General features: G+C 71.0%; 11 protein-coding genes and 1 pseudogene. 5 read left to right on the top strand and 7 right to left on the bottom strand.

What is annotated here, in order from left to right:
• Window positions 1–111: 111 nt before the first annotated feature.
• Window positions 112–636, top strand: coding sequence for a hypothetical protein (locus ACWC94_RS33115; RefSeq protein ID WP_450800993.1), 525 nt, complete (start codon window positions 112–114; stop codon window positions 634–636).
• Window positions 637–780: 144 nt separating this feature from the next.
• Entirely contained in the window at window positions 781–2,337 is a 1,557-nt protein-coding gene (locus tag ACWC94_RS33110; protein WP_450800992.1) for a N,N-dimethylformamidase beta subunit family domain-containing protein, read from the top strand.
• A 2-nt stretch (window positions 2,338–2,339) separates the two neighbouring features.
• Here the strand turns inward: ACWC94_RS33110 and ACWC94_RS33105 are convergent, their stop codons facing one another.
• Both ACWC94_RS33105 and ACWC94_RS33100 read right to left on the bottom strand, forming a co-directional pair.
• Complete coding sequence (locus ACWC94_RS33105; protein ID WP_450800991.1) at window positions 2,340–3,230, bottom strand: SDR family oxidoreductase; 891 nt, start codon at window positions 3,228–3,230, stop codon at window positions 2,340–2,342.
• Between the two features lie 119 nt (window positions 3,231–3,349).
• Window positions 3,350–3,532 (bottom strand): hypothetical protein, encoded by a 183-nt coding sequence (locus tag ACWC94_RS33100; protein ID WP_450800990.1) that lies wholly within the window; start codon window positions 3,530–3,532, stop codon window positions 3,350–3,352.
• Window positions 3,533–3,757: 225 nt separating this feature from the next.
• Here ACWC94_RS33100 and ACWC94_RS33095 point away from each other — a divergent pair, with 225 nt between their 5' ends.
• Together ACWC94_RS33095 and ACWC94_RS33090 are read left to right on the top strand one after the other, a co-directional pair.
• Window positions 3,758–3,934, top strand: a complete 177-nt coding sequence (locus ACWC94_RS33095; RefSeq protein ID WP_450800989.1) for a hypothetical protein — start codon at window positions 3,758–3,760, stop codon at window positions 3,932–3,934.
• 246 nt (window positions 3,935–4,180) lie between these two features.
• Window positions 4,181–4,570, top strand: a complete 390-nt coding sequence (locus ACWC94_RS33090) for a VOC family protein (protein WP_450800998.1) — start codon at window positions 4,181–4,183, stop codon at window positions 4,568–4,570.
• A 112-nt stretch (window positions 4,571–4,682) separates the two neighbouring features.
• Here the strand turns inward: ACWC94_RS33090 and ACWC94_RS33085 are convergent.
• The 3 genes and pseudogenes from ACWC94_RS33085 to ACWC94_RS33075 all read right to left on the bottom strand — a co-directional run.
• Window positions 4,683–4,814, bottom strand: a pseudogene (locus tag ACWC94_RS33085) (right-handed parallel beta-helix repeat-containing protein); the annotation flags it as partial.
• A gap of 21 nt (window positions 4,815–4,835) precedes the next feature.
• A complete protein-coding gene (gene bla / locus ACWC94_RS33080; protein WP_450800997.1) occupies window positions 4,836–5,738 on the bottom strand; it encodes a class A beta-lactamase in 903 nt (300 codons plus the stop codon).
• Entirely contained in the window at window positions 5,635–6,297 is a 663-nt protein-coding gene (locus ACWC94_RS33075) for a tyrosine-type recombinase/integrase (RefSeq protein WP_450800996.1), read from the bottom strand. Before ACWC94_RS33075 ends, bla begins: the two co-directional genes overlap by 104 nt.
• 790 nt (window positions 6,298–7,087) lie before the next feature.
• Here ACWC94_RS33075 and ACWC94_RS33070 point away from each other — a divergent pair.
• Window positions 7,088–8,782, top strand: coding sequence for a sensor histidine kinase (locus tag ACWC94_RS33070; protein ID WP_450800995.1), 1,695 nt, complete (start codon window positions 7,088–7,090; stop codon window positions 8,780–8,782).
• Between the two features lie 246 nt (window positions 8,783–9,028).
• Here ACWC94_RS33070 and ACWC94_RS33065 read toward each other — a convergent pair whose 3' ends face one another.
• Window positions 9,029–9,433, bottom strand: a complete 405-nt coding sequence (locus ACWC94_RS33065) for a DUF1003 domain-containing protein (RefSeq protein WP_450800987.1) — start codon at window positions 9,431–9,433, stop codon at window positions 9,029–9,031.
• Between the two features lie 91 nt (window positions 9,434–9,524).
• On the bottom strand, window positions 9,525–11,909 hold the full coding sequence (locus tag ACWC94_RS33060; RefSeq protein ID WP_450800986.1) for a phosphoketolase family protein: 2,385 nt from the start codon (window positions 11,907–11,909) through the stop codon (window positions 9,525–9,527).
• Between the last annotated feature and the right edge of the window lie 264 nt (window positions 11,910–12,173).

Here is a 12,173-nt window from a genome sequence, read left to right as displayed (position 1 = left end):
GTCCGCTCGTGCACGACGGCCCGGACCGGCTGTTCGAGCTGCTGCGGTCGCGGTACCGCCTCTCGCAGGACCCGGCGACCGTCTACGGCATGGACCCGGCGCGGTGACACGGTGGACGCCGGCGGGACGACCGTCGACGTGCGCCTCTCCCGGTCGGGGCGCGGCTGGACGGTCGACGCCCTGCGTCCGGCGTATCCCGGACCGGCCGCACGCTCGCTCCCGCCGGACATGAGGGCCGTGCTGTCCGACGACCGGATCGTGCTGCCGCCCGCCGCCGCGGCGGACCTGCGCAGCGGCCGGGTGCACACCGGCGTGGCCGAGGCGATGCTCGCGCTGGCGCGGACGTACCGGCTGGAGGTGAGCGTCGTACGCTCCGGGCACCCACTGGACGTGTTCGGCACCAGCCGGCCCAGCGACCATCCGCGCGGCCGGGCCTTCGACGTGTGGCGGATCGACGGCCATGCGGTCGTGGACCCGATGACGCCGCGCGGTCTGATCGAGCGGTTCATGCGGGACGCGGCGGCCGCGGGGTCGTACAACGTGGGCGGTCCCGTGCGGCTGTCGGGCGGCGCCGCCGGTCAGTTCTTCAGCGACGCGACGCACCACGACCATGTGCACACCGGCTTCCGCACCTGACACCGTCACCCGGATGGCCGCCGCCCCGGTGCCCTCGCCGCCCGGGGACAGCCCCGCCACCGCCGGCCTTCCGGCCCGTTGCGGGGTTGCGGCGTGCGGGCAGGCGCCGGAACGCTGGAGCGCAGATGCCATGCGGGAGGTCATGTGGCTCCGGGACACGAAACGGCCCTGTCCGACGGCCCCGGCCGCCGGCGTTTCCTCACCCTGTGCGCCGGTCTGGGCCTCGGCACGGCCGCCGCGTGCACGGCTGCGCCGCCGCATCCGCACGACACGGCCGGCCTGGCCGGGAGGCGGCTGCGGCCCGAGGCGGAGCAGGACGCGCCGGGCACCGCCGGCTGGCGTCTGGGGCCGACCGGGCCGCCGGACGCCGTGACCGGCTACCCGGACCGGGTGAGCGTGCCCCCGGGCGAGGCGTTCGGGCTGCATGTGTCGACGACCGCCGCGTCCTTCCGTGTCTCCGCGTTCCGGGTCGGCTGGTACGGCGGCCGGCGGGCCCGCCGGGTCTGGGCGTCGGAGCGCATACCCGGCCGCGCCCGGCCGGCCCCGCGTGTGCTGCCCGCGACCCGTACCGTGCGCGCCGACTGGCCGCGGACGCTGTCCGTGGACACCTCCGGCTGGCCGGAGGGCGCCTATCTGCTGCGGCTGGAGGCGGACACCGGCCACCAGCGGTACGTACCGCTGATCGTCCGCTCGGCCGAGGGCGCGGGCCGCACGGTCCTGGTGCACGCTCCGGCGACCTGGCAGGCGTACAACCGCTGGGGCGGCAGCAGCCTCTACTCCGGTCCCTCCGGGGCGTACGCCACCCGCTCCCTCGCGGTGAGCTTCGACCGCCCCTACGACGGCGTGGGCGCCGAGAAGTTCCTGGTGTACGAGTGGGCGCTGGTGGTGCTGGCCGAGCGGCTGGGTATTCCGCTCGCCTACAGCACGGGCGTCGACGTCCACCGGGATCCGGGAGTGCTGCGGGGCGCGCACGCCGTGGTCTGCCTGGGGCACGACGAGTACTGGACGCCGCGGCAGCGGGCCCATGTGGCCGCTGCCCGCGACGCCGGGACGAACCTCGCCTTCCTCGGCGCGAACACCTGCTTCCGCCGGGTCCGGCTGGAGGCCGGGGAGGCCGCGGACGACCGTACGGTGGTCTGCTACAAGACCGCCTACCGGGACGACCCGTGCTACGGCTCGGATCCGGCCCTGGTCACCACCGACTACCGGCTCCCGCCCGCCGCGGATCCCGAGTCCTCCCTGACCGGCGTGCTCTACGAGGGCTATCCGGTCGACGCCCCCTATGTCGTCCGGGCCGCCGACCACTGGCTGTACGAGGGCACCGGCGCACGCTCCGGCGACCGCTTCGCCCATCTCGTCGGCGTGGAGTACGACCGGATCACTCCCGGCGCCCCCACTCCCGGCCCGCTGGAGATCATCGCGCACTCCCCGCTGGTCTGCGGCGGGCGGGCCGGCCACAGCGACTCGGCGTACTACACGGCCACCAGCGGCGCCGGCGTGTTCGCGACCGGCACCATGCGCTGGGTGGAGGGCCTGGTGGCCGGGACCGGCATGTTCGGCCGCGACCACGGCATGGACGCCCGCACTCGGGCCTTCGTCACCCGCGCCACGCAGAACCTCCTGCGCACCTTCGCGAAGGGTCCCGCGGCCCGGCACGCGCCGCTGCCGCGCGCCAACATCCGTGCGGTGTACGGGGCCTGACGTCAGGGCAGCGGTGTGCCGCCGGTCGCGTTGAGGATCTCGGCGGTGATGTAGCTCGCCTGGGGCGAGGCCAAGTAGACGTAGGCAGGGGCCAGTTCGGCGGGCTGGGCCGGGCGGCCGAGCGGGGCCTGCCTGCCGAACCGAGCCGTGTCCGGCATGGTCGACGGGATCAAGGGCGTCCACACCGGCCCCGGCGCGACCGCGTTGACCCGGATGCCGCGCTCGGCGACCATCTGCGCGAGCCCCTGTGTGAAGGTGACGATCGCGCCCTTGGTCATCGCGTAGTCCAGCAGGTGCGGGCTGGGTTTGTACGCCTGGACGGACGTCGAGTTGATGACGCAGCCGCCGGCCGGGATGTGCGGCAGGGCGAACTTGGTGAGCCAGAACATGCCGTACAGGTTCGTCCGCACGACCCGGTCGAACTGCTCGGTGGTGATCGCCTCGATGCCGTCCGGCTGGGACATCTGGTAGGCGGCGTTGTTCACCAGCACGTCGATGCGCCCGAACTCGTCGACCGCCCGGGCGATCAGGGCCCGGCAGTTGGCCTCCTCACGGATGTCGCAGGAGACGGCGACCGCCTTGCGTCCGGCCTCCTCCACCAGCCGGGACGTCTCGCGGGCCTCGTCCTCCTCCTCGGCGAGGTGGGTGAACAGCACGTCGGCGCCCTCCCGGGCGAACGCGAGGGCCACCGCCCGGCCGATCCCGGAGTCCCCGCCGGTGATCACGGTCTTACGGCCGTCCAGCCGTCCGGCGCCACGGTAGGACTCCTCGCCGTGGTCGGGCGGCGGATCCATCGGGCCGGTCCAGCCCGGATGCGGCTGGTCCTGGGAGGGGAAGTCCGGGCGGGCGTGCTGGGTGACCGGGTTCGGCCGGTCCCCGTGCTGCTCCGTCACGGTGGCCTCCTGCGTCTGGGTCGGACAGGACAGGCGACCGGGTTCCCGGATCACCCGGGCCGAAAAGCCCGGCCAGTCGGCGACGGCCGCCGCCGTCGATCCGCCGCGGCCCGCTGCCGTCAGCCCGTCGCCCCGGGCTGCCCTCCCGCGCGCATGTGGTCCCTGCGGGCGAGGTTGTAGATCCGCAGGAGATGCTTGGCCACGGCGCAGGCCGCGCGGTCGGCGTGGCACTGACGGCACGTGCGCATGTGCTGCTCGTAGGTGAGGCGCGCGTTCTCCAACGCGTCGTTGACAGTAGACATGGACATCTCCGGGCAGGGCGCCGTCCGGGGACGACGCCAAAGTTGACTGACTGGTACACCTGGAGACAAGGTGATCATGTTACTGGCGGTACTGGGAAACCGTGCGGTCGGTCACCGCTGTGCCGTGATGTGCCGGGCGGACCGGTACACGGTCCCGGGCGGGGACCAGGGGGTCCTGGACAGCGGCACGGTCCGGTCGAAGCGACCGGTCACGACGAAGATGCCGTGCGGGTGTGCTGCCGCGCCGGCTCGGCCGGATCCACCCGCGTCACCGTTCCCCGTGCCGCCGGCACCGCGCAGACCGTCCTCGGCGCCGCGGTGGTCCTGGCGTTCCGGGCCGCGCACGCCGACCCGAACCAGCGGCTGCTGCCCGCAGCCGCCGCACACCGGGTACACGCGTGACAACGGCTCCGACGAGTGGTCCCGCCGGCTGGGCGGCGAACGCGCCGCCGGCCGCGCCTGGCACCGCTGCAGGCGCTGGAGGGCTGCACGAGCCACGCGGCGGCCACGGCGGACGCGCTCGCCTGAGCTGCGGGAATCGGCATCGACGGGCCGTCACCCGCGTGGTTACGCTCGGAGGTGGCATCGCGTGCCGGTCACCGGCCGGGTGAGGCATGGAGGTGCCAGGACATGCCCTGGAGGCATTCCTTGCCGGTCGAGTTGAACCACACCATCGTCCACGCCCGGGACAACCGGGAGTCCGCCCGGTTCTTCACCGAGCTGCTCGGTCTTGAGATCACCGGGGAATGGGGCCCCTTCGTCGCGGTGGCTCTGAGCAACGGCGTCACCCTGGACTTCGCCACCGTTCCGGCGGACCGGATCACGCCACAGCACTACGCGTTCCTGGTCTCCGAGGAGGAGTTCGACGCGGCGTACGCGCGCATCGTCGAGCGCGGCATCGAGCACTACGCCGACCCGCACCAGCGGCGGCCCGGCACGATCAACCACAACGACGGCGGTCGCGGTGTGTACTTCATGGACCCCGCGGGCCACCCGATGGAGCTGATCACCGTCCCCTACGGCGGCTGGCCGGCGTAACCCGCGGACGCGCCAGGGGCGGGACGTCGTGCGGCGGCCACGGCGTCACGACCTTGTCCCCGAAGGTCACCACGAAGGTCACCACGAAGTGCCTGTCCGAGGCGAAGGACCAGCCGAGGGCCCCCGTGTCGGTCTTGGTGTACAAGTCCCAGTCGTCGTCGATGTTGTGGTAGGAGACGTCGTCGCGGAAGACGTTCCCGGTGCCGGTGGTGAGTTTGGACGCGAAACCGTCGGCGTTCTCGCCGCCCGGGGCGAGCCTGGACGGCTACTCGCCCGGAGCCAGGACACCTGCGACGATCCGCGCCGCCTCCGCGACGAGCGCGTCGTCGGCCGGTGCGTCCTGGGCACTCTTGGTCGACAGCACCGTCAGCAGGAGCGGTGTCCTCCGGGTCGTCCAGGCCACGCCGATGTCGTTGGCGCTCCCGTAGTCGCCGGTACCGGTCTTGTCCGCCAGGACCCAGTCGCGCGGCAGTCCGGTCCGGAACCGCGCGGCACTGGTGGTGTTGCCCTTCAGCCAGCCGACGAGCCGCTCCCGGTCGGCGCGGGCGAGTGCCCGGCCCAGGGTGAGCCGCTCGAAGCTGCGGCCGAGGGCGCGCGGGGTCGTGGTGTCGCGCAAGTCCCCGGGAATCGCGCTGCCCAGGTCCGTCTCCCACCGGTCGAGCCGGCTCACCCCGTCGTCGAGCGAGCGGAAGAAGCGGGTGAGTCCGGCGGGGCCGCCGATCTCGCGCAGCAGCAGGTTGCCGGCCGCGTTGTCGCTGTACTGGATGGCCGCCGCGCACAGCTCGGCCACCGTCATGCCGGTGTCCACGTGCTCCCCGGTGCGCTCCGAGTGGGAGATGATGTCGTGCGGCGGATAGTGGATCACCTTGTCCAGCGGCGCGCAGCCGCCGTGGTCGCGCAGCACGGCCGCCGCGGCGAACGCCTTGAACGTCGAACACATCGCGAACCGCTCCCCCGCCCGGTGCGCCACGGTCCGGCCGGTGCGGATGTTGCGTGCGTACACACCGAGCCGGGCGCCGTGCCGCTGCTCCAGCTCGGCCAACGCGGCGCCGCCGCCGTGCTGTTCACTGTCGGCGGTCGCCGAGGCGGCGGGCGCGGAGACCGCGCCGGCCGCGACGGCCGCTGCGGTCACCGCGAGGCCCGCCCTGAACAGCCCGCGGCGGGCCATGGGGTGGGGGCCGGGGCCCTGGGAGCTGGGGCGGTGGGAGCTGGTCATGGGCACAGTCCTCCTGGTCGTCCGTGATCGGAGTCGTGGATCTTCGACGGGACCAGCGAAACATTCGGACTCCACTCATGTCCAAGAGGGAACTTTGAACCCTCCATGCCTTATTGATATAGGAAGTCGCCCCTCCGACCTGCGGAGACACCGGATCACGCTGCCTGAGCCAGCACCAAACCAGCACGGAGTCCGGAGCAAGGTGTCCGTAGGTGTCCGCCGTCTCCTTGATGCTCTTGTGTCCGAGCCACCCGGACACGTCCAAAAGTGGCAGACCGTTACTGAGCGCGGTCGTCGCGAACCAGTGGCGAAGGTCGTGAGGTGACCAGTCGCAGCCCAGGACCTTTCTGGCCTTACGGAAGGCGGACCCATAGTGGATGTCCCGCCAATCCCCCTTCCCGCGGTGCTTCAGGAGGCCCAGGACGGCCCCCTTGACGCCCTTGACGCGGGTTACCTGGCGGCGGAGTCGTACGCGGTCGTCAAGGAAGTCTCCGACCTGCAGGCCGAGCATCTCGCCCATCCGGACCCCACCACCGCGCCGGTGGAGCCGGAGCCCCGATGGCCCGGCAGCGCGCCGAACGCGTGGGCAGGAAGGGCGCCGCAATGGCGGCCACCGCCGGAACCGGCGGCAGCCGGAGCGGGCGTGGCAGCCGGAGTGGGCGCAGCCCCGCAACGGACGGCGCTTGTCCGTTCCTTCTCCGCAAGAGTCTTGCCATGCCCATGCAGTGTGCGCCGCAGTGCCTTGACGATGTCGGGTGCGGGCCGAACGGCGCAGCCGGCGCAGCCTCCGCGTCCTTTCACAGCCACCGCGATCTACCGTCCGGCCACAGCACCCGCGCACCTGGGCGGAGACTGGTACGACGCTGTCCTTCTCCCCGACAGCGCCTGGGCCGCCGTCATCGGCGATGTCGTCGGTCCGAAAACAAGCAGTCGCCCGCCACCCCTTAGATCGTTGAAGCCTTCATGCAGGAGACCAGCAGCGCCGTGGACCGGCAGCCATGGCCAAGATTCGCCCGTCTATCGGATGCCTACTGGATGTCGCCCGACCCTCCCCTGTACGACGGCATCCGAGAAAGCCCGAAAACATGACTCTCATCCAGGTAACACCTGATGTCACCGGGCCGTGCCGCGCGACACCCCAGCAGCGACCAACCGTTAGTGAGGCACGCCCATGCACACCGCCGGGTGCCGTCCAACGGATTCGGCTCGTCGGGCATCCTTGGGGAGTGTGCCGCGAGACGGTGAGGAGAGCTGTGGTGGACGAACGCGTGCAGGGTTCGCGTGAGGTGGAGACGTCGGGGATGTCTCCGCAACTGCGGCTGGACGTACTGCTGGACGACCTGCAGCAGCAGGTCGCGCAGGTCCGGGCGGCCCGGGACCGGGTCCACACGCTGCTCGACGCGGTGCTGGCGGTCGGCTCCGACCTCGACCTGGCGGTGGTGCTGCACCGCATCGTGGAGTCGGCGGTCACCCTGGTCGACGCCCAGTACGGGGCGCTCGGCGTTCTCGGCGAGGAAGGCACGATCAAGCAGTTCGTCACGGTCGGCATGGATGAGGAGGCCATCGCGCGCATCGGGCCCTACCCGCGTGGCGAGGGCATCCTCGGTCTGCTCATCCGGCACCCGGAGCCGCTGCGCCTGGCGGACCTGGCGGAGCATCCGGCATCCGTCGGCTTCCCGGACGGGCACCCACCGATGACCAGCTTCCTCGGCGCCCCCGTCCGCGTGCGCGACCAGGTCTTCGGCAACCTCTATCTGACGAACAAGAAGAGCGGCGCGGAGTTCGACAGCGACGACGAGGCGGTGCTGCGCACGCTGGCCGCTGCGGCCGGTGTGGCGATCGACAACGCCCGACTGTACGAGGACGCCCACCGCCGACAGCGATGGCTGGCGGCCAGCAACGAACTGACCCGCAGTCTCCTGTCCGGCGCGGAGCCCGCCGCCGTGCTGGACTCCTTCACCGCCACCGTGCGCGAGATCGCCGACGCGGACCTTGTCACCCTGGCCGTGCCGGTCGGCGACAAGGGCGAGCTCGTCATCGAGGCCGCCTCGGGCGCGCCGGCCGAAGAGGTCCGCGGGCTGCTGCTGCCCGCCACGGCGCTGGCCGCCAAGGTCTACTCGTCCGGGGAGACGATCACCAGCGAGGCCCTGAGCGCCGACCCGCGCTCCGAGGGCGGCAGCGCCTCGGTGGTGGAACTGGGCCCAGCGTTCTTCGTCCCCCTCGGCACCCGGGAGCACGTCCGAGGAGTCCTGCAGGTCGCGAACCCACCCGGTGGCACCCTCTTCACCGATGCCGTGATCGACATGGTCACCGGGTTCGGCAACCAAGCCGCCCTGGCACTCGACGTGGCTGAGCACCGGCGGGACACCGAGCGCATGGTCGTCCTCAACGACCGTGACCGCATTGCCCGGGACCTGCACGACCTGGTCATCCAGCGCCTGTTCGCCGGCGCACTGTCCCTGCAGTCCACGCTGGGCCGGGTCTCCGACCGTCCGCAGGTCAGCGAACGGATCCAGCGTGTCGTGAACGACCTGGACGACACCATCAAGATCATCCGCTCCACCATCTACGGCCTGCGCGAACACGATCAGTCCCGTGTCGGCAGCGGACTGCGCGCCCAGCTGGTGACGGCCACCGAACGCGCCACCGAATCGCTCGGCTTCACCCCCGCGCTGCGCATGACCGGTCTGCTGGACACGTCCGTGTCCGCCGACCATGCCGAGCAACTGCTGGCCGTGCTGGGCGAGACCCTGTCCAACACCGCCCGACACGCGCACGCAACCACCGTCGACGTCGGTGTCGAGGTCACCGACAGCGAGCTGACGCTGCGAGTGGCGGACAACGGCCGCGGCATCGGCCCTGCGGTCACCCGACGCAGCGGCTTGGCCAACCTGAGCAAGCGCGCGGAGGAGTTGGGCGGCAGCTTCAGCGTCTCCGCGAACCAGCCGAGCGGCACCGTCGTCGAGTGGGTCGTCCCGCTCTCCTCAAGAGGCTGATGCTGACGGTATGCCCTCGGGCGCGGTAGGTGCGGATGTGGCTGCGGGCTGACTGAGGACTCAGGCGCATGATCGATTCAACTGAGAATAGGCAGCGGCTTCGACGCGAGGGAACTGGGAGAACGGCTTCCCAGAGTCAGCTTCCCCTCAATCTGCTGGCCTTCAACACCCCTTGTCGACAACGGACAACCTGCATTCCGCGAGCCGACAGGCCATGACGCGAACGGCATCGGGGCCGCAGGGCTGCTACGGCTCGACGCCGTCGTCGATCAGTCGCCTGTGGAGTTCCATGGTCATCATGTGGATGGCCCGAGTCAGCTCGGTATTGGTCTTGAGTTCCAGCTCCTGCTCGACGAAGTCGTGGTCCGCCTTCATCTGCTGGAAGGCCGCCTGCCGGTTCTGACCGATCATGACGAACGTCGACAGGAAGATCGCTTCCAGTGACACCACCAGGGTCAACGTAGGCCACGGACTGGACTCGCAGAACAGCATCCAGACCGCAAAGACGACGGCGTGGATGTAGACGAACGTCATCGAGCCGGCAAACCTGGTGATGGCGTCTGCGACACGTAGCTGAACGTCCTCGGCGCGCCCGCTGTGATGTGCGATCACCGCGGGGTGGTGTCGAACCCCTGCCACGGACTGACTCATCTCGGCGTACCTCTCACGTAGGGATCGTGCGCACCGCACGCCCCGGCTGCCCTGTCGGGCGGCCGGGGCGTCTGAGACGGACGACGGCTCGTCAGCCATCCCACGTCCAGTCGGCGACCTCGGGCAGGTCCATGCCGTGCTCGCGGATCCAGGCGTGGTGGCGCTGCCGGGCGTCCTCCATGCGCTGACGTACGGCCGCCGCGCGGACCGCCAGGCCGGGGACGCGGTCGATGACGTCCATGACCAGGCGGTAGCGGTCGAGGTCGTTGCGGACCACCATGTCGAACGGCGTGGTCGTGGTGCCGATCTCCTTGTAGCCGCGTACGTGCAGGTTCTTGTGGCCGGTGCGGCGGTAGGCCAAGCGGTGGATCAGCCACGGGTAGCCGTGGTACGCGAAGATCACGGGCTTGCCGGCGGTGAACAGGCCGTCGTACTCGAAGTCGGTCATCCCATGAGGGTGTTCCTCGCTCGGCAGCAGCCGGGCGATGTCGACCACGTTCACCACCCGCACGGCCAGATGGGGCAGGTGCCGGCGCAGCAACTGCGCGGCGGCCAGCACCTCCTGGGTCGGCACGTCGCCGGCACAGGCCAGCACCACATCCGGTTCACGCGAGCCGTCCTCCGTGCCCGCCCACTCCCAGATACCGGCGCCGCGGGCGCAGTGGACCTTCGCCTCCTCCATGGAGAGCCAGTCGAAGCAGGGCTGCTTGCCGGCCACGATCACGTTGACGTAGTCCTTGCTGCGCAGGGCGTGGTCGGCCACGGACAGCAGAGTGTTGGCGTCCGGCGGGAAGTAGACCCGTACGGCCTCGGGGCTCTTGTTGAGGATGTGGTCGACGAAGCCGGGGTCCTGGTGGGAGAAGCCGTTGTGGTCCTGGCGCCACACGTGTGAGGTGAGCAGGTAGTTGAGGGAGGCGATGGGGGCGCGCCAGGGCAGGCGTCGGGTGGTGCGGAGCCATTTGATGTGCTGGTTGACCATCGAGTCGACGATGTGGACGAACGCCTCGTAGCAGGAGAACAGTCCGTGCCGGCCGGTGAGGAGATATCCCTCCAGCCAGCCCTGGCAGGTGTGTTCGGACAGGATCTCCATCACCCGGCCGTGACGCTCGAGGTGCTCGTCCACTTGGAGCATCTGGGCTTGCCAGGCCTTGCCGCTGGCCGCGTAGACCGCCTGGAGGCGGTTGGAGGCGGTCTCGTCGGGGCCGACGAGGCGGAAGTCGCGCCGCCCGCTCGTGGCGTGCATGACGTCCTGGAGCAGGTCGCCGAGAACACGGGTGGGTTCGTGCAGGGTGGCGCCGGGCTTGTCGACCTCGACGGCGTACTTCTCCAGGGGCGGCAGGGGCAGCTCGCGCAGCAGCAGGCCGCCGTTGGCGTGGGGGTTGGCGCCCAGTCGCCGCTTGCCCTCGGGGATGCAGGCGAGCGCCTCGGGGCGCGGGGCGCCGTGCTCGTCGAAGAGTTCCTCGGGCCGGTAGGAGCGCAGCCATTGCTCCAGTTGCCGCAGGTGCTCGGGGTTGTCCCGTACTGCGGCCAGCGGGACCTGGTGGGCTCGCCAGGTGCCCTCCACGGGCAGGCCGTCGACCTCGGCCGGGCCGGTCCAGCCTTTGGGGGTGCGCAGTACGATCACCGGCCAGTGCGGCCGCCCTGCTACGCCGTCCTCGCGGGCGCTGCTCTGAATGGCGACGATGCGCTCCAGCGCGTCGTCCATCGCGGCGGCCATCGCCCGGTGGACGGCCATCGGGTCGTCGCCGGTGACGTGGATGGGGGCGTGTCCGTAGCCGCGCAGTAGTTCGTCGAGTTCGTGCTCGGGCAGGCGGGACAGCACGGTCGGGTTGGCGATCTTGTAGCCGTTGAGGTGCAGGATCGGCAGGACCGCGCCGTCGTGTACGGGGTCGAGGAACTTGTTGGAGTGCCAGGAGGCGGCCAACGGTCCGGTCTCCGCCTCGCCGTCGCCGATGACGCAGGCGACCAGCAGGTTCGGGTTGTCGAGAGCGGCGCCGTAGGCGTGGGAGAGCGAGTAGCCGAGTTCGCCGCCCTCGTGGATCGAGCCCGGCGTCTCCGGCGCGACGTGGCTGGGCACCCCGCCCGGGAAGGAGAACTGCCGGAACAGCCGCTCCATGCCGGCCGCGTCCCGCGTGATGTCCGGATACGTCTCGGTGTACGAGCCCTCCAGCCAGGAGTTGGCCAGCACGGCCGGACCACCGTGACCCGGCCCCCAGATGCACAGGGCGTCCAGCTCGCGGGCCTTGATGACGCGGTTGAGGTGGGTGTGCACCAGGTTCAGGCCGGGCGACGTACCCCAGTGACCCAGCAGCCGCGGTTTGACGTGCTCGGGGCGCAGAGGCTCGGTGAGCAGTGGGTTTGCCATCAGGTAGATCTGGCCGACGGACAGATAGTTCGCGGCGCGCCAGTGGGCGTCCAGCGACCTCAGCTCATCCTCCTCCAGCCGGGCGGGTGCCTGCTGCGTGTCGACGGACATCGGGGATCCTTTCCGAGTCGGGGCAGGGCTCCGGGTGCCGTACATGCCGGCTTGTACGCCCCACCCTCTGCGCCGCGCCCGGTACCCGACAGGGCCGTTCGGGCCACACCTGCCGCGCAGTGGGCCAATCGGAGCATCCGTCGAAAGGAGTCCGGAGCTTTCGCCACGCACACGCCTCGCTGAGCGAGAAGGCCAGGACTCACCCCGTTTACCCCACTGGAGGCCGGAAAGGCGTCCGCGCACACGACCCGAAGGAGACGCGCC

It is taken from the genome of Streptomyces sp. NPDC001135 (assembly GCF_053598395.1).
The sequence above is the reverse complement of the archived record's forward strand: the minus strand, read 5'-3'. Positions and strand labels throughout refer to the sequence as shown.

Coding starts and splice junctions, on each gene's coding strand:
- ACWC94_RS33100 (WP_450800990.1), bottom strand. CDS start 3,532: ATGTCTACTGTCAACGACGCGTTGGAGAACGCGCGCCTCACCTACGAG.
- bla (WP_450800997.1), bottom strand. CDS start 5,738: ATGGCCCGCCGCGGGCTGTTCAGGGCGGGCCTCGCGGTGACCGCAGCG.
- ACWC94_RS33075 (WP_450800996.1), bottom strand. CDS start 6,297: ATGCTCGGCCTGCAGGTCGGAGACTTCCTTGACGACCGCGTACGACTC.
- ACWC94_RS33070 (WP_450800995.1), top strand. CDS start 7,088: ATGTCTCCGCAACTGCGGCTGGACGTACTGCTGGACGACCTGCAGCAG.
- ACWC94_RS33065 (WP_450800987.1), bottom strand. CDS start 9,433: ATGAGTCAGTCCGTGGCAGGGGTTCGACACCACCCCGCGGTGATCGCA.
- ACWC94_RS33060 (WP_450800986.1), bottom strand. CDS start 11,909: ATGTCCGTCGACACGCAGCAGGCACCCGCCCGGCTGGAGGAGGATGAG.